General features: G+C 63.6%; 16 protein-coding genes. 11 read left to right on the top strand and 5 right to left on the bottom strand.

Annotation, left to right across the window (positions count from 1 at the left end):
* The first annotated feature begins 1 nt into the window (after nucleotide 1).
* Nucleotides 2-2,395 carry a TonB-dependent siderophore receptor gene (locus tag CKW37_RS26005; RefSeq protein WP_095159135.1) on the top strand — a complete coding sequence of 798 codons (2,394 nt, stop codon included), beginning with the start codon at nucleotides 2-4 and terminating at the stop codon, nucleotides 2,393-2,395.
* Between the two features lie 75 nt (nucleotides 2,396-2,470).
* Here CKW37_RS26005 and CKW37_RS26000 read toward each other — a convergent pair whose 3' ends face one another.
* On the bottom strand, nucleotides 2,471-3,124 hold the full coding sequence (locus CKW37_RS26000) for a hypothetical protein (protein WP_095159068.1): 654 nt from the start codon (nucleotides 3,122-3,124) through the stop codon (nucleotides 2,471-2,473).
* A gap of 368 nt (nucleotides 3,125-3,492) precedes the next feature.
* Here CKW37_RS26000 and coxB point away from each other — a divergent pair, with 368 nt between their 5' ends.
* From coxB to CKW37_RS25980, 4 genes are read left to right on the top strand one after another with little or no spacing between them, the layout of a single operon-like run.
* Nucleotides 3,493-4,620, top strand: coding sequence for a cytochrome c oxidase subunit II (gene coxB, locus CKW37_RS25995; RefSeq protein WP_095159067.1), 1,128 nt, complete (start codon nucleotides 3,493-3,495; stop codon nucleotides 4,618-4,620).
* A gap of 22 nt (nucleotides 4,621-4,642) precedes the next feature.
* Nucleotides 4,643-6,235: a cytochrome c oxidase subunit I gene (ctaD, locus tag CKW37_RS25990; protein WP_095159066.1), complete on the top strand. Its 1,593-nt coding sequence runs from the start codon at nucleotides 4,643-4,645 to the stop codon at nucleotides 6,233-6,235.
* A 16-nt stretch (nucleotides 6,236-6,251) separates the two neighbouring features.
* Nucleotides 6,252-6,821, top strand: a complete 570-nt coding sequence (locus CKW37_RS25985; RefSeq protein WP_095159065.1) for a cytochrome c oxidase assembly protein — start codon at nucleotides 6,252-6,254, stop codon at nucleotides 6,819-6,821.
* 12 nt (nucleotides 6,822-6,833) lie between these two features.
* Nucleotides 6,834-7,718: a cytochrome c oxidase subunit 3 gene (locus CKW37_RS25980; RefSeq protein WP_095159064.1), complete on the top strand. Its 885-nt coding sequence runs from the start codon at nucleotides 6,834-6,836 to the stop codon at nucleotides 7,716-7,718.
* Nucleotides 7,719-7,727: 9 nt separating this feature from the next.
* Here CKW37_RS25980 and CKW37_RS25975 read toward each other — a convergent pair whose 3' ends face one another.
* A complete protein-coding gene (locus tag CKW37_RS25975) occupies nucleotides 7,728-7,931 on the bottom strand; it encodes a twin transmembrane helix small protein (RefSeq protein ID WP_095159063.1) in 204 nt (67 codons plus the stop codon).
* A gap of 48 nt (nucleotides 7,932-7,979) precedes the next feature.
* Between CKW37_RS25975 and CKW37_RS25970 the strand changes: the two genes are divergently transcribed.
* Genes CKW37_RS25970 through CKW37_RS25950 form a run of 5 tightly spaced genes read left to right on the top strand, consistent with a single transcriptional unit; the run spans nucleotide 7,980 to nucleotide 11,890 of the window.
* Entirely contained in the window at nucleotides 7,980-8,726 is a 747-nt protein-coding gene (locus tag CKW37_RS25970) for an SURF1 family protein (RefSeq protein ID WP_095159062.1), read from the top strand.
* Nucleotides 8,692-9,285: a hypothetical protein gene (locus CKW37_RS25965; RefSeq protein ID WP_177454483.1), complete on the top strand. Its 594-nt coding sequence runs from the start codon at nucleotides 8,692-8,694 to the stop codon at nucleotides 9,283-9,285. Before CKW37_RS25970 ends, CKW37_RS25965 begins: the two co-directional genes overlap by 35 nt.
* A gap of 9 nt (nucleotides 9,286-9,294) precedes the next feature.
* Nucleotides 9,295-10,377 (top strand): heme A synthase, encoded by a 1,083-nt coding sequence (locus CKW37_RS25960; RefSeq protein WP_095159060.1) that lies wholly within the window; start codon nucleotides 9,295-9,297, stop codon nucleotides 10,375-10,377.
* On the top strand, nucleotides 10,362-11,261 hold the full coding sequence (cyoE, locus tag CKW37_RS25955; RefSeq protein ID WP_095159059.1) for a heme o synthase: 900 nt from the start codon (nucleotides 10,362-10,364) through the stop codon (nucleotides 11,259-11,261). The genes CKW37_RS25960 and cyoE overlap by 16 nt, the downstream gene beginning before the upstream one ends.
* Complete coding sequence (locus CKW37_RS25950) at nucleotides 11,258-11,890, top strand: SCO family protein (protein ID WP_095159058.1); 633 nt, start codon at nucleotides 11,258-11,260, stop codon at nucleotides 11,888-11,890. Before cyoE ends, CKW37_RS25950 begins: the two co-directional genes overlap by 4 nt.
* A gap of 87 nt (nucleotides 11,891-11,977) precedes the next feature.
* On the opposite strand, the gene CKW37_RS25945 is transcribed toward CKW37_RS25950, so the two are convergent.
* Genes CKW37_RS25945 through CKW37_RS25935 form a run of 3 tightly spaced genes read right to left on the bottom strand, consistent with a single transcriptional unit; the run spans nucleotide 11,978 to nucleotide 14,487 of the window.
* Nucleotides 11,978-12,751, bottom strand: a complete 774-nt coding sequence (locus CKW37_RS25945; protein WP_095159057.1) for a MetQ/NlpA family ABC transporter substrate-binding protein — start codon at nucleotides 12,749-12,751, stop codon at nucleotides 11,978-11,980.
* Between the two features lie 57 nt (nucleotides 12,752-12,808).
* The gene (locus CKW37_RS25940; protein ID WP_095159056.1) at nucleotides 12,809-13,480 is read right to left on the bottom strand and encodes a methionine ABC transporter permease; all 672 of its coding nucleotides are present in this window, start codon (nucleotides 13,478-13,480) and stop codon (nucleotides 12,809-12,811) included.
* Complete coding sequence (locus CKW37_RS25935; RefSeq protein ID WP_095159055.1) at nucleotides 13,480-14,487, bottom strand: methionine ABC transporter ATP-binding protein; 1,008 nt, start codon at nucleotides 14,485-14,487, stop codon at nucleotides 13,480-13,482. Before CKW37_RS25935 ends, CKW37_RS25940 begins: the two co-directional genes overlap by 1 nt.
* Nucleotides 14,488-14,713: 226 nt before the next feature.
* Between CKW37_RS25935 and katE the strand changes: the two genes are divergently transcribed.
* Nucleotides 14,714-16,852 (top strand): catalase HPII, encoded by a 2,139-nt coding sequence (gene katE, locus CKW37_RS25930; RefSeq protein ID WP_095159054.1) that lies wholly within the window; start codon nucleotides 14,714-14,716, stop codon nucleotides 16,850-16,852.
* The last annotated feature ends 87 nt before the right edge of the window (nucleotides 16,853-16,939 follow it).

Raw genomic sequence — 16,939 nt, 5'->3', positions numbered from 1 at the left:
GATGACCATCCTCAGCTTCGCCCCGCTCGCCCTTCTGCCCGCCGCTGTCCAGGCCGCGCAGGCCAGCGCCCGGCTCCAGACCTTCCACGTTGCGGCGGGTAGCCTGAGCACGGTGCTCAATGACTTCAGCAGCCAGGCCGGCATTTACCTGGCCGGCAGCGACAGCCTTGCGACCGGCAAGCGCAGCGCCGGGCTGGACGGGGAATACAGCGTTGAACAGGCTCTGCAGGTGTTGCTGGCCGGCAGCGGCCTGGTTGCCGTGCCGCAGGGTGCCAGCGGTTATGTGCTGCAACCCGCCGCCGAGACCGGCGCGGTGCAACTGGACGCGACATCGATCAACGGTCAGGGCCTGGCCAGCCGCTACGGCCAGGAAGACAAAGGCTATCGCGCCACCCATTCGGCGACGGCGAGCAAGACCAGCACCGCGCTGGCCGACACCCCGCGCTCGGTCTCGGTGGTTACCCGCCAGCGCATGGACGACCAGCAATCGCAGAGCCTGACCGAAGTGCTGGGCTACGTTCCCGGCATCTTCGCCCCGCCCTTCGCGGCCGGTGATGGTCAGGCGGGCGACCTGTTCTTCATTCGCGGTTTCAACGCCACCGACTACGGCTACGGGCTGCTGCGCGACGGCCTGCGGGTGCAGGGCAACCGCTACGACACCAGCAGCGAGCCTTATGGCGTGGAGCGGGTGGAAGTGTTCCGTGGCCCGACCTCGATCCTGTATGGCGAAAACGCCCCCGGCGGCGTGGTCAATCTGGTGAGCAAGCGCCCGACCGCCCAGCCGCGCGGCGAAATCCAGCTCAGCTATGGCTCCAATGAGCGCCGCCAACTGGGCATCGACGTGTCCGGCCCGCTGGCGGACAACCCCAACGTGCTCGGGCGCCTGGTTGTACTCGGGCGCAAGTCCGGCACTCAGGTCGATCATCAGCCGGACGACCGCCTGTATGTCGCGCCGTCGCTCACGCTGAACTTCGACGAACAGAATGACCTGACGCTGCTGGCGTCCTACCAGCGCGACCGCACCCTGATGGAGCTGGGTTACCCGGCGGCCGGCACCCTGCTGAACAACCCCAACGGCAAGATCAGCAAGCACGCCCTGCTGGGCAACCCCGGCTGGGACAATTTCGAGCGGGAAACCTGGACCCTCGGCTACGAGTTCCATCACCAGTTCAACGACGACTGGCAGTACCGGCAGAACTCGCGCTACATGCAGTCGCGCATCGACCGCCAGGAGATCTGGCCGGGCAACCTGAACAACGGCGGCTTCGGCACCACGGTGACCAACACCGCCTACGACCGCTACAACAAGTCGATCGCCTATTCGCTGGATAACCAGGTCGAAGGCCGCTTCAACCTTGGCGAGGTGGAAAACACCTTGCTGGTCGGCGCCAGCCTCGACCGCACCTCGTTCAATCAGGACTGGAACGCCGGTTTCGGCGGTAGCGTCAACGTGTTCAACCCGGTCTACAACGGCGACCCGGTGACCTCGACGCGGGTGCAGGACGCCCTGCTCGAACAGACCATGTACGGCGTCTACAGCCAGATCCAGTCACGCCTCGACAACTGGGTGCTGCTGCTGGGCGGGCGCTATGACCGGGTCAACAGCGAGTACCGCAATCGCCGCGGCACCCTCAACGCGCCGGCCGACCTCGACTACTGGGATGGTCAGTTCACCTGGCAGACCGGCTTGATGTACCAGTTCGACAACGGTGTCTCGCCGTACCTGAGCTATTCCACCGCGTACAACCCGATCCAGCAGGTATCGAGCGCCTCGGGGCCGCTGGACCCGACGCTGAGCGAGCAATACGAAGCCGGTGTGAAATACGAGCCCAAGGGCTGGAATACGCTGATCAGCGCGTCGGTCTATGACCTGCGCAAGAAGGATGACTCGTTGTACGACAGCGCCAGCGGCGACTACCGCAACATCGGTCGCAGCCGCGCCAAGGGCGTGGAGCTGGAACTGAACAGTGATGTCACTGAAAACATCAACGTGACGGCGGCCTACACCTACACCGACTCGCGGATCACCAAGGACGTGGCCGGCTCGCTGCTCGAAGGCCACCAGGTCACCGGCGTTCCGCGTAACCAGGCGTCGCTGTGGAGCACCTATCGCTTCCTCGACGGCCAGCTCAAGGGCCTGCGTGTCGGCGCCGGTGTCCGTCATTTCGACAGCACCTTCGCGTACACCAGCCCGTCGCTGTACGGCAAGCTGGATACCGGAGACGTGACGCTGGTGGATGCCACCATCGGCTATCAGGTGAATGCGCACTGGTCGGCCGAGGTCAACGCGCGCAACCTGTTCGACCAGGAATATGTGGCGGGCTGCAACAACGCCGGGCGTTGCTACTGGGGTGAGGAGCGGACGGTGTTAGGGACGGTGAGTTACAACTGGTAAATCGGCTGTTGGTGCTGGCCTCATCGCTGACAAGCCAGCTTGCCAGCGATAGGGCCATCAACGTGGCAATAAATATCAGCCCGTTTGCTGCTGACCCAACTCCAGCCCAACCCCGAGCTGCCGCGACAGGCACGGCCAGCGTTTCCACGCTGCGCCCGTCTCCGGGCTGCTCAGCGTTTCGCGGTACGCCTCCACTGACTCCAGCGCGAAGCTTTCGTCGTTGAGCATGTTGTCCAGCGAGTGATGCGCCACTTCATCGAGCTGGTTGGCGAATTCTTCGCCGATCAACTGGTGGGCGATCAGGTTGGCCACGGTGGTATCCAGCGGAATCAACGGCTGCTGGAAATGCTTGATGTACAGGTCGTTGACCTCTTCCACCAGGCGATGCGCCAGATACGCTTCGTCCAGCAGGCAATCCAGGCCGACCTGGCCATTCACGATCTGCGGCGGGGTGATGAAATATTCCTCGGCGATTTTCAGCACCGGTTTGATCTGCGATTCGATACCCGCTTCGCGGGCGACATCGTTAGCGGCTTCCAGCAGCTCCGGGACCTGATCGATATAGGCAGCAACGAAACGGTTCAACGCACCTTGCGCGTCCTGCTCGGGTAACTGAATCAAGGGATGCAGATGGGGTAACTGGCGCTCAAGCCGTTCCTTCAACTGGCCGGTTTCGGCTTCGTGACGGTGGGCTTGGGCGATCTGCTCGCGCAAAGCGGCAATCTTCATGACAACTCCAAGGACAAGCGGTGACGTACGGAAGACACTAAATTAGTCCTATTTTTGTATCGGCTAAGATCCATTTCTCATAACGCCCACGCCCTTTTTTGGTGTGGGGTTATATCAAGGTGCCATCATTCATGTAAGCCAATGTCCTACAAGGATTTTCGGCAATGACTGAGCGGTCGAAAGCGCTTTTCCGCCGCGTCATTGCGCGGTCGGGACCCCTGTCTATACTCCGCTGTGAAAGTGATTTGGCTGATGAGGCCCGCCTGTTGTGCAGCGGGGGGCCGTCGTCAAAGTCCGCAGTCTTGACGCCGTGCCCCCTGCCGTAGGTCCCGCCTCCGGGATAACAAGAACGATAAGGGGAACCCGCAATGATGCGACATCCACATGTCTGGATGGGCCTCCTGCTGTGGTCGCTACTCACGCCAGCGCATGCCGCCTGGACCGTGAACATGGCGCCGGGGGCGACCGAAGTCAGCAATGCCGTGTTCGACCTGCACATGACCATCTTCTGGATCTGCGTGGTGATCGGCCTCGTGGTATTCGGCGCGATGTTCTGGTCGATGATCGTCCACCGCCGCTCCACCGGCCAGCAGCCGGCGCATTTCCACGAACACACCTGGGTCGAAATTCTCTGGACCGTGGTGCCCTTCCTGATCCTGGTGGTCATGGCCATTCCGGCGACCAAGACCCTGATCGACATCTACGACGCCAGTGAATCGGACGTGGATATCCAGGTCACCGGCTACCAGTGGAAATGGCACTACAAATACCTGGGCCAGGACGTCGAGTTCTTCAGCAACCTGGCGACCCCGGCGGACCAGATCCACAACAAGGCGCCGAAGGACGAACACTACCTTCTTGAAGTCGACCAGCCGCTGGTGCTGCCGGTGGGCGCGAAAGTGCGCTTCCTGGTCACCGCCGCCGACGTTATCCATTCCTGGTGGGTGCCGGCCTTCGCGGTCAAGCGCGACGCCATCCCCGGCTTCGTCAACGAAGCCTGGACCCGCGTCGAGAAGCCCGGCATCTACCGCGGCCAGTGCACCGAGTTGTGCGGCAAGGACCACGGCTTCATGCCGGTGGTGGTCGAGGTCAAGTCGAAAGAGGACTACGACACCTGGCTCGGCGAACGCAAGGCCGAGGCGGCCAAGCTCAAGGAACTGACCAGCAAGGAATGGACGCTGCAAGAGCTGGTCGAGCGCGGCGACAAGGTCTACCACACCACCTGTGTGGCCTGTCACCAGGCCGAAGGCCAGGGCCTGCCGCCGATGTTCCCGGCGCTCAAAGGCTCGAAGATCGCCACCGGACCGAAGGAAGACCACCTCAACCTGGTGTTCCACGGCAAGCCCGGCACCGCGATGGCGGCGTTCGGCAAGCAACTCTCGGAAGTCGATCTGGCCGCCGTCGTCACCTACGAACGCAACGCCTGGGGCAACAACAAGGGCGACATGGTCACGCCGAAAGACGTGCTGGCGATCAAACAGGCGGAAAGCAAATGAGCCGGTTTTCAGGAGACAGGACATGAGCACAGTGATCGACGACCACGGTCATGCCGGGCATGACCACGCCCACGGCCCGGCCAAGGGCCTGATGCGCTGGGTGCTGACGACCAACCATAAAGACATCGGCTCGATGTACCTGTGGTTCGCCTTTATCGCCTTCCTGCTGGGCGGCTCCTTCGCCATGGTGATCCGCGCCGAGCTGTTCCAGCCCGGCCTGCAGATCGTCCAGCCGGAATTCTTCAACCAGATGACCACCATGCACGGCCTGGTGATGGTCTTCGGCGCGGTGATGCCGGCCTTCGTCGGCCTCGCCAACTGGATGATCCCGCTGATGATCGGCGCGCCGGACATGGCCCTGCCGCGGATGAACAACTTCAGCTTCTGGCTGTTGCCGGCGGCGTTCTTGCTGCTGGTGTCCACGCTGTTCATGCCCGGTGGCGGGCCGAACTTCGGCTGGACCTTCTACGCGCCGCTCTCGACCACCTACGCGCCGGAAAGCGTGACCTTCTTTATCTTCGCCATTCACCTCATGGGCATCAGCTCGATCATGGGCGCGATCAACGTCATCGCCACCATCCTCAACCTGCGTGCCCCCGGCATGACCCTGATGAAGATGCCGCTGTTCGTCTGGACCTGGCTGATCACCGCCTTCCTGCTGATCGCGGTAATGCCGGTGCTGGCAGGCGTGGTGACCATGATGCTGATGGACATCCATTTCGGCACCAGCTTCTTCAGCGCCGCCGGCGGTGGCGACCCGGTGCTGTTCCAGCATGTGTTCTGGTTCTTCGGCCACCCCGAGGTGTACATCATGATCCTGCCGGCGTTCGGCGCGGTCAGTTCGATCATCCCGGCGTTCTCGCGCAAACCACTGTTCGGCTACACCTCGATGGTCTACGCCACCGGCGCGATCGCCTTCCTGTCGTTCATCGTCTGGGCGCACCACATGTTCGTGGTCGGCATTCCGGTGGTGGGCGAGCTGTTCTTCATGTACGCGACCATGCTGATCGCCGTGCCCACCGGGGTGAAGGTGTTCAACTGGGTCAGCACCATGTGGGAAGGCTCGCTGACTTTCGAGACGCCGATGCTGTTCGCCATCGCCTTCGTCATCCTGTTCACCATCGGCGGGTTCTCCGGGTTGATGCTGGCCATCGCCCCGGCGGACTTCCAGTACCACGACACCTACTTCGTGGTGGCCCACTTCCACTACGTGCTGGTGCCGGGGGCGATCTTCGGGATCTTCGCCTCGGCCTACTACTGGCTGCCGAAATGGACCGGGCACATGTACGACGAAACCCTCGGCAAGTTGCATTTCTGGCTGTCGTTCGTCGGCATGAACCTGGCGTTCTTCCCGATGCACTTCGTTGGCCTGGCCGGCATGCCGCGGCGGATCCCGGACTACAACCTGCAGTTCGCCGACTTCAACATGATCTCGTCGATCGGCGCCTTCACCTTCGGCGCCACGCAGATCTTCTTCCTGTTCATCGTCATCAAATGCATCCGTGGCGGTGAGCCGGCGCCGGCCAAGCCGTGGGATGGCGCCGAAGGACTGGAGTGGACGATTCCGTCGCCGGCGCCGTACCACACCTTCCAGACGCCACCGGAAGTGAAGTGAAAGGAGCATCGCGGTCATGAACGAGGGCATCTCGATCAAGCGCCTGGTCACCCGCCTGCTGATGCTGGCGGTGCTCATGTTCGCCTTCGGCTTCGCCCTGGTGCCGATCTATGACGTGATGTGCCGCGCGTTCGGCATCAACGGCAAGACCGGCGGCCAGTACGAAGGCAGCCAGGTGGTGGACCTGGCGCGCTCGGTGAAGGTGCAGTTCCTCTCGACCAATGCCATCGACATGGTCTGGGACTTCTATTCCACCGCCGACCAGATCGACGTCAACCCGGGGGCGGTGAACCAGATGATCTTCGTGGCCCACAACCCGACCGACAAACCCATGACCGCCCAGGCCATCCCGAGCATTTCACCGGCCGAGGCGGCGGCGTATTTCCACAAGACCGAATGCTTCTGCTTCAGCCAGCAGGTGCTGCAGCCGGGTGAGCGCATCGAAATGCCGGTGCGTTTCATCGTCGACCGCGACCTACCCAAGGATGTGAAACACCTGACGCTCGCCTACACGCTGTTCGACATCACCGCTCGCCAGCCGCCGGTCGCCCATGTGGCCAGCCAGAACCCGCAGAGCGCCCGATAAGGAGAACAATTCATGGCCTCTCACGAGCATTACTACGTACCGGCGCAAAGCAAATGGCCGATCATCGCCACGGTCGGCATGTTCATCACGGTGTTCGGCCTCGGCACCTGGTTCAACGACCTCAAGGCCGGGCGCGACTCCCACGGTCCGCTGATCTTCTTCGTCGGCGCGCTATGCCTGGCCTACATGCTGTTCGGCTGGTTCGGCGCGGTGATCAAGGAAAGCCGCGCCGGACTTTACAGCCCGCAGATGGACCGCTCGTTCCGCTGGGGCATGTCGTGGTTCATCTTTTCCGAGGTGATGTTCTTCATCGCCTTCTTCGGTGCGCTGTTTTACGTGCGCCACCTGGCCGGGCCGTGGCTCGGCGGTGAAGGCGCCAAGGGCGTGGCGCACATGTTGTGGCCGAACTTCGAGTTCACCTGGCCGCTGCTGCACACGCCGGACCCGAAACTGTTCCCGCCGCCCAAGGAAGTGATCGACCCGTGGCACCTGCCGCTGATCAACACCATCCTACTGGTCAGCTCCAGCGTGACCATCACCATCGCCCACCACGCCCTGCGCAAGGACCATCGCGGCCCGCTGAAATTCTGGCTGGCGTTGACCGTCGCGCTCGGGGTCGCCTTCCTCATTCTCCAGGCCTACGAGTACCACGAGGCTTACACCAAGCTGGGGCTGACCCTGGGTTCGGGCATCTACGGCGCGACCTTCTTCATGCTCACCGGCTTCCACGGCGCCCACGTGACCATGGGCACCCTGATTCTCTTCGTGATGCTGATGCGGGTGTTGAAAGGGCATTTCAACGCCGACAAACACTTCGGTTTCGAAGCGGCCAGTTGGTACTGGCACTTCGTCGATGTGGTCTGGGTCGGGCTGTTTATCTTCGTTTACGTGCTGTGACGGGAGGCCTTACCAAGGGGCGTGGGAAACCAGTTGGCCGCTGTAGAAACCCCAGGTGATCAGGCCGAGGGTGAGGGCGGCCAGACTGACCCGTACGGTCAGGGCCTTGAGCAGACGGGTCGAGTTTCCGTCGTCCTTGACCAGAAACACCAGGCCGCTGAACAGGCTGACGACAGTCGCCAGCAACAACACAACGATCGCGGCTTTGAGCATGGCGAAAACTCCGGGGGATGTGATGACTTTGAGTATAGCGGGGCCCCGATGAGGCCCTTTCGCCCTGGCGTGGTGCCGACCCTGGTGGTGCTGATGCTGCTGCCGGTGCTGATCGGCCTGGGCGTCTGGCAGCTCGGTCGCGCCGAGGAAAAGCGGGCGCTGCTGGAGGTCTATGCCGAGCGCGAAATTGCCCAGCCGGTGGCCGGCGAACGCCTGCTCGATGAAGTCGATCCCGCCTATCGCCGCGTGCACCTTCGCGGTCAATTCGATGCCCAGCACAGCCTGCTGCTGGACAGCCGCATGCGCGATGGCCACGCCGGCGTCGAACTGCTGCAACCGTTCTTCGATGAGCCGAGCCAGCGCTGGTGGCTGGTCAATCGCGGCTGGCTGCCCTGGCCCGACCGGCGCGTGCCGGTGGCCTTCGACACGCCGCAGCACACCCTGAACCTCACCGCCTGGGTCTATATCGCGCCGGGCGCCAGCTTCCTGCTGCGCGCCGATGCGCCGGACGGCGACTGGCCGCGACTGCTCAACAGCATCGACGCCAGCCACCTCTGGACTCAACTCGCCCGCGAGGGCTACGCCCATGAGCTGCGCCTGGAACCGGGGCCCGGCAGTTTCCGGGTGGACTGGCCGGTGGTCGCCCTCGGGCCGGAAAAACACCTGGGGTACGCCGTGCAGTGGTTCGCCCTGGCGCTGGCCCTGATCGTTCTCTTCCTCTATTTCGGTTGGCATCAAAACAATAAAAAGGAGCAACAGCATGGGAGTCGCCACGGGTCCACTCGACATGTCTGAAGGCAAGGCGCCACGCGGCCGGGCCTGGGGGCGTTTGCAGCTCATCCTGATTTTGCTGGTGGTGGTGGGGCCGATGCTGCTCGCCACCGGCATGTACAAACTGCAGTTCTGGGTGCCGGAAGGCCGCAGCTACCACGGCGAGATGATCGGCAATGGCCAGAGCCTGGCCGACCTTGGCGTGCAGTCCGACGACCAGCGCTGGCAGTTGCTGGTCACCACGCCGAAGGAGTGCGCGGTGGACTGCCAGCAACTGGTCTACCTGGCCCGCCAGATCAACATCGGCCTGGCCCGCGACGCCGGCCGCGCCAGCCACGCCCTGGCCAGCACGGAACCGCTGAGCGGCGAGTACCTGGCGCGGGTCGAGCGCGAATACCCGCAATTGCAGCGCTACGCACTGGACCCGACGCGCTATGGCGCGACCATTCCCAACCGCGACGAGGCGCAACTGTGGATCGTCGATCCTCACGGCAACCTGGTGTTGCGCTACGACGCACGGGTCAAGGGCAAGGATGTGCTCAACGACCTGCGCCACCTGCTCAAACTGTCCAACATCGGTTAGGAGCACGTCATGACCCGACCTGGATATCGTCTCGCTGTGTTCGCCACCGGGCTGGCGCTGCTGGTGGTGCTGCTCGGCGCCTACACCCGCCTCACCCACGCCGGCCTCGGCTGCCCGGACTGGCCGGGCTGCTACGGCTTCATCAGCGTGCCCAAGACCGAAGCGCAACTGGCCCACGCCGAGCTGAACTTCCCCGACTCGCCGGTGGAAGCGCACAAGGGCCGCAACGAGATGGTCCACCGCTATTTCGCCGGCACCCTGGCCCTGGTGATCGCCATGCTCGCGGTGCAGGCGCTGCGCCGCCATGGGCATGACGGCCAGCCCTATCGCCTGCCACTGATCGTGCTCGGGGTGGTGCTGGTGCAGGCGGCGTTCGGCATGTGGACCGTGACCCTGCAACTCTGGCCGCAGGTGGTGACGGCGCACCTGCTTGGCGGCTTTGCCACCTTGAGCCTGCTGTTCCTGCTCAGCTTGCGCCTGTCCCGCGCCTATATGCCGCTGCCCGGCTTGCCGCGACGAGTGCGCCGACTGGCCGCCGCGGCGCTGTTGCTGGTGATCGGGCAGATTGCCCTGGGTGGCTGGGTCAGCGCCAACTACGCGGCGGTGGCCTGCATCGACCTGCCAACGTGCCACGGGCAATGGTGGCCGGAGGCGGACTTCGCCAACGGCTTCCACCTCACCCAGCACATCGGCCCCAACTACCTGGGCGGCCAGCTCGACAGCGAGGCCCGCACCGCCATTCACATCACCCACCGGCTCGGCGCGATGCTGGTCACTTGCGTGGCGTTGGCGCTGGCCTGGCAACTGCACCGCGTCGGCTTGCGGCGCCTGGCCAAGCTGGTGCTGGCGGCGCTGTTCGTGCAAATCGGCCTGGGCATCAGCAACGTGGTGTTCCACCTGCCGCTGGCCGTGGCGGTCGCGCACAACGCCGGCGGCGCCGGGTTGCTGCTGACCATGGTGCTGGTCAATTACCGCACCCGCCTGGCCATGCAGCCACGGGCGCGCCGCGTCAGCCCGGGCTGGCGGCTTACCCCGCTCAGGCTTGCGGGTGACCTTCATTATCTGGGAGACAATCCATGGCAGCGCTTCTGACCGAAAGCCAGAGCCAGGCCGGCTGGCGTGACTATCTGGAACTGACCAAACCCAAGGTGGTGGTGCTGATGCTCATCACCTCGCTGGTGGGCATGTTCCTCGCGACGCGCGCCGGGGTGCCCTGGACCGTGCTGCTGTTCGGCAACCTGGGCATCGGCTGTTGCGCCGGCGCGGCGGCGGCGGTGAACCACGTGGTGGACCGGCGGATCGACGCGCTGATGGCCCGCACCCACAAACGACCGCTGGCCGAAGGCCGGGTCGCGCCGCTGCCGGCGATGCTGTTCGCGCTGCTGCTGGCGCTGGTCGGCCTGACCCTGCTGCTGACCTTCACCAACGCCCTCACGGCCTGGCTGACCCTGGCCTCGTTGCTGGGTTACGCGGTGATCTACACCGGCTTTCTCAAGCGCGCGACACCGCAGAACATCGTGATCGGCGGACTGGCCGGCGCGGCCCCGCCGCTGTTGGGCTGGGTGGCGGTAAGCGGGCATCTGAGCGCCGAGCCGCTGCTGCTGGTGCTGATCATCTTCGCCTGGACCCCGCCGCACTTTTGGGCCCTGGCCATCCACCGCAAGGCCGAATACGCCAAGGCCGACATCCCGATGTTGCCGGTGACCCACGGCGAGCACTACACCAAGGTGCACATCCTGCTTTACACCTGCGTATTGCTGGCGGTGAGCCTGCTGCCGTATGCCATCCATATGAGTGGGCCGCTTTACCTGGCCTGCGCCGTGCTGCTGGGGGCGCGCTTCCTGCAGTGGGCCTGGGTGTTGTACCGTGGCGTTCGGCCGCACGCTGCGATCAAGACCTTCAAGTACTCTGTCTGGTACTTGTTCCTGCTGTTTATCGCGCTGCTCGTAGACCACTACCTACTACTGAATCTATGACTCGAACCCAGAAAACCGTCTTTATCCTCGTCGCCCTGGTCGCATTGATTCTCGGGCTTACCATCAACAAAGTGCTCAACGGTCGCAGCCAGGGCAACCCGGCCGAGCTGATCGACGCCGGCATCATCCTGCTGCCGCAGAGCCGCGCGGTGCCGGAGCTTGAAATGAGCGACGAAAACGGCCAGCCGGTGCGCGTGGACCAGTTGAAGGGCAAGTGGTCGCTGGTGTTCTTCGGCTACACCTTCTGCCCGGACATCTGCCCGACGACCCTGGCGCAATTGCGGCAGGTGAAGAGTGAACTGCCGAAAGAGGCGGTGGAGCGGATGCAGGTGGTGCTGGTCAGCGTCGACCCGAACCGCGATACGCCGGCGCAGCTCAAGCAATACCTGGGTTATTTCGACAAGGATTTCCGCGGCCTGACCGGCTCGCTGGAAGCGACGCAGAAACTTGCAAATGCCTTGAGCATCCCGTTCATTCCGGCGGATACCAGCAAGGAGGGGTACACCGTGGATCACAGCGGCAACCTCGCGGTGATCGGACCGGATGGCGCGCAGCGGGGCTTTATACGGGCGCCGTTCAACAACCAGAAGCTGGTAGCGCAATTGCCGGGGTTGGTGAAGCGGGATTGAGGCGGGCCATCGCGACGGTTCGGTGCCCTGACAAGCTCGCGCCTACAGAGAACCTGTAGGAGCGAGCTCGCTCGCGATGCAGATAGATCAGAACGCCGGAATAACCGCGCCCTTGTACTTCTCGAGGATGAACTGCTTCACCTCAGGCGAGTGCAGCGCACCGACCAGTTTCTTCAGCGCGTCGGAGTCTTTGTTGTCCGGACGGGCAACCAGGATGTTCACGTAAGGCGAGTCGCTGCCTTCGATGATCAGCGCGTCTTTCTCCGGGTTCAGCTTGGCTTCCAGCGCGTAGTTGGTGTTGATCAGCGCCAGGTCGACCTGGGTCAGCACGCGCGGCAGGGTGGCGGCTTCCAGTTCGCGGATCTTCAGGTCTTTCGGGTTTTCGGCGATGTCTTTCGGCGTGGACAGGATGTTGGCCGCGTCTTTCAGCTTGATCAGGCCAGCCTTCTGCAGCAGCAGCAGCGCGCGGCCGCCGTTGGTGGCGTCGTTCGGGATGACCACGTTGGCGCCCGACGGGATTTCGTCCAGCTTCTTGAACTTGCTCGAGTAGGCGCCCAGTGGCTCCAGGTGCACGCCGGCAATGCTCACCAGATTGGTGCCCTTGCCCTTGTTGAACTCATCCAGGTACGGCTGGTGCTGGAAGAAGTTGGCGTCCAGGCGCTTTTCGGCCACCTGCACGTTCGGCTGGATGTAGTCAGTGAACACCTTCACTTTCAGGTCCACGCCTTCTTTGGCCAGGGTCGGCTTCACGAATTCGAGGATTTCGGCGTGCGGCACGGCGGTCGCCGCGACGCTCAGGGTTTCCGCGGCATTGGCGGAGATGGCCGCGAAGGCGGCGACAGCAGCAAGCAGTTTCTTCATTCCATCACTCCTTGAGGGGGCCATCACGACCCCCGGCGTGTCGGCAGCGCCGACCCATTACTTACGGGAAAAATGCACAACCAGTTTGTCGCCGACGCTCTGCAGAACTTGAACCAGGATCAGCAGCAGGACCACGGTGACGATCATCACGTCGGTCTGGAAACGCTGGTAGCCAAAGCGGATGGCCAGGTCACCCAGACCGCCGGCACCGACCACACCCGCCATCGCGGTGTAGGACACCAGGGTGATGGCGGTCACGGTGATGGCGGCGAAGATACCCGGCCGCGCTTCCGGCAGCAGGGCATTGACGATGATCTGGCGGGTGGTGGCGCCCATCGACTGGGTCGCCTCGATGATGCCGCGGTCAACCTCGCGCAGCGCGGTTTCCACCAGGCGCGCGAAGAACGGCGTGGCACCGACCACCAGCGGCGGGATGGCCCCGGCCACGCCCAGCGAGGTGCCGGTGATCAACACCGTCACCGGAATCATCACGATCAGCAGGATGATGAACGGCAGCGAGCGCAGGATGTTGACGACCAACGACAGCAGCGCATACACGCCCTTCTGTTCGAACATCTGCCGCGGCCCGCAGAGGAACAGCAGCACGCCCAGTGGCAAGCCCAGCAGCACGGTGAACAGCAGCGAGCCGAACAGCATGATCATGGTGTCGCCGGTGGCCAGCCAGATCTCGGACCAGTCGACGTTGGCGAAGAAACTCAGGGCGTCCATCAGCGCAGTACCTCCATGTGAACGTCAGCCGCGGTGAAGCGGGCGAACGCCGCTTCCATGTCGCCGCCGGTGACGGCCAGGGTCAGTTGCCCATACGGAGTGTCCTTGATGCGGTCGATGCGCCCGGCAAGGATGCTGTAGTCCACGCCCGTCTCGCGGGCCACGGTGCCCAGCAGCGGCGCGTAGGTGGCGTCGCCCTGGAAGGTCAGGCGCACGATGCGGCCCGGTACGTGGGCGAAGTCGTCGCGCTGTTCGGCTTCGTCGACTTGCTCGTCTTCCTGGACGAAGCGCTTGGTGGTCGGGTGCTTCGGGTGCAGGAACACCTCGGTCACCGTGCCCTGTTCGACGATCCGGCCGGCGTCCATCACTGCAACCTGGTCGCAGACACGGCGGATCACGTCCATTTCATGGGTGATCAGCACGATGGTCAGTTTCAGCTCGCGGTTGATCTCGGCCAGCAGTTGCAGCACCGAGGCGGTGGTCTGCGGGTCGAGGGCGCTGGTGGCTTCGTCGCACAGCAGGATCTTCGGCTGGGTCGACAGGGCGCGGGCGATGCCGACGCGCTGCTTCTGTCCGCCCGACAACTGTGCCGGATATTTCTTCGCATGCTCGGACAACCCGACCCGCGCCAGCAGCTCGCTGACCCGCGCGTCGATGTCCTTGCGCGACAGCTCGCCGGCCAGGGTCAGTGGCAGGGCGACGTTGTCGGCCACGGTCTTGGAGGCGAGCAGGTTGAAGTGCTGGAAGATCATCCCGACCTGCTGGCGGAAGCGGCGCAGGGCGTTGGCGTCGAACGCGGTCACGTCCTCGCCATCGACGATGATCTTGCCGCCGCTCGGGGCTTCCAGACGGTTGATCAGGCGCAGCAGCGTACTTTTGCCGGCACCGGAATGGCCGATCAGGCCGAACACCTGGCCGTTGTCGATGCTCAGGCTGGTGGGGTGCAGCGCGGGAATGTCCCTACCGGCGACGCGGTAGGTCTTGTGGACTTGTTGAAACTCGATCACGTAGCGAACCTTGTGGGGCGCATGGAAAGGGGGTCAGCGGTTAGCCGGTCGCGCATTTTAGCCTGTTCGTATAGAGGTTCTTAGCATTTATTTCGTATTGGACCAACGTCGCGGGAATAACGCGATCAGTGGTCGCCACATCCGATGGAACGCCTGGCTTGCCGCCCCAGTCACTAACAGAACAAGCCCGCGAAGGGCGCCTGACGACTGATGAGGAAAGCAGATCATGCCCAGCAAGAAGAACCCGCCGCGGGAAAGCCAGCTCGCCGGTGTCGACACCCCCGACCGGGCCAACACAAACGCCAAGCTGCAGAGCCTCGAGACGGTGCGCAGCGACGCCACGGGCCAGGCCTTGCGCACCAACCAGGGCGTGAAAGTCGCCGACAACCAGAACAGCCTCAAGGCAGGCGACCGCGGGCCGTCGCTGCTGGAAGACTTCATCATGCGCGAGAAAATCACGCATTTTGACCACGAACGCATTCCGGAACGCATCGTCCATGCCCGGGGTGTCGGCGCCCATGGCTTTTTCCAGTCCTACGAGAACCATGCCGCGCTGACCAAGGCCGGTTTTCTTCAAGACCCGGAAAAGATCACCCCGGTGTTCGTCCGTTTCTCCACCGTCCAGGGCCCTCGCGGCTCGGGCGACACCGTGCGCGATGTGCGCGGTTTTGCCGTGAAGTTCTACACCGATGAGGGCAATTTCGACCTGGTTGGCAACAACATGCCGGTGTTCTTCATCCAGGACGCGATCAAGTTTCCCGACTTCGTCCACGCCGTGAAGCCTGAACCGCACAACGAGATCCCCACGGGCGGCTCGGCCCACGACACCTTCTGGGACTTCGTCTCGCTGGTGCCGGAGTCGGCGCACATGGTGATTTGGGCCATGTCTGACCGGGCCATTCCGAAAAGCCTGCGAACCATGGAAGGCTTCGGCGTGCACACGTTCCGCCTGGTCAACGCCGAGGGTGTGGCCAGTTTCGTCAAATTCCACTGGAAGCCGAAGCAGGGCGTGCTGTCGCTGCTTTGGGACGAAGCGCAGAAACTCGCCGGCAAAGACACCGACTACCATCGCCGCGACCTCTGGGAAGCGATCGAAACCGGCAATTACCCGGAATGGGAGTTTGGTGTGCAGATCGTGCCGGAGGCCGACGAACACAAGTTCGAATTCGACCTGCTCGACCCGACCAAGATCATCCCCGAGGAACTGGTGCCGGTAACCCCGCTGGGCCGGCTGGTGCTCAACCGCAACCCGGACAACTTCTTCGCCGAGACCGAGCAGGTGGCGTTCTGTCCTGGGCATATCGTGCCGGGCATCGATTTCAGTAACGACCCGCTGCTGCAGGGCCGGCTGTTCTCCTACACCGACACCCAGATCAGCCGCCTGGGCGGGCCGAACTTCCACGAAATCCCGATCAACCGCCCGCTGGCGCCGAACCACAATGGCCAGCGCGACGCCCTGCACCGCGTCACCATCGACAAGGGGCGTACGTCCTACGAGCCCAACTCCATCGACGGCGGCTGGCCGAAGGAAACCCCGCCAGGCCCGCGTGACGGCGGCTTCGAGTCGTACCCGGAGCGCATCGAGGCGCACAAAATCCGGCAGCGCAGCGAGTCGTTTGGCGATCACTTCTCCCAGGCCCGGCTGTTTTTCCACAGCATGAGCCCGAACGAGCAGGCGCATATCGTCGCGGCCTACAGCTTCGAGTTGGGCAAGGTCGAGCGCGAGCACATCCGCGTGCGCGAGGTGAATGAAATCCTCGCCAATATCGACCTGGACCTGGCGGCGAAGGTCGCCGCTAACCTCGGCCTGCCGGCCCCGACCGCCGGAACCGTGGATACGCCTGACTCATCGCTCAAGGCCTCGCCGGCGCTGAGCCAGATGAATCATCCGGGCGAAGGCATCAAGGGCCGCAAGGTGGCGCTGCTGGTGGCTGACGGTGTCGACGCCGCCGAAACCGACAAACTGGTCAAGGCGCTGGAAGCGGAAAGCCTGCAAATCAAGGTGCTGGGCCCGACCTCGGCGCCGGTCAAGACCTCCGCGGGCAAACCGCTGGCGGTGGACGCGTCGATGGAGGGCATGCCGTCCGTGATTTTCGACGCGGTATGGATCGCCAGTGGCAAGTCGGTGCTGGATGCGCTGAAAGGCGACGGTGTGGCGGTGCACTTCATTCTTGAAGCCTACAAGCACCTCAAACCCGTCGCGGGCGATGCGGCCGCGAAAGGCTGGTTCGACAGCCTCAACCTCAAGGCCGACAGCGGTTTGCTTGCGGGCAGCGATGGCAAAACGGTCAAGGCGTTCATTGCCGCGATCGGCAAGCATCGGGTGTGGGAGCGAGAGGCGGCGGCCAAGGCAATTCCGGCCTAAGCCCTTCGCGACGGTTCGGCGCCCGGCAAGCTCGCTTCTGCAGATCCAACTGTAGGAGCGAGCTTGCTCGCGAAAGGGCCCCAGATT

Origin of the sequence: Pseudomonas sp. Irchel 3E13 (assembly GCF_900187455.1) — a bacterium.
In the GTDB taxonomy this organism is placed as follows: domain Bacteria; phylum Pseudomonadota; class Gammaproteobacteria; order Pseudomonadales; family Pseudomonadaceae; genus Aquipseudomonas.
The sequence above is the reverse complement of the archived record's forward strand: the minus strand, read 5'-3'. Positions and strand labels throughout refer to the sequence as shown.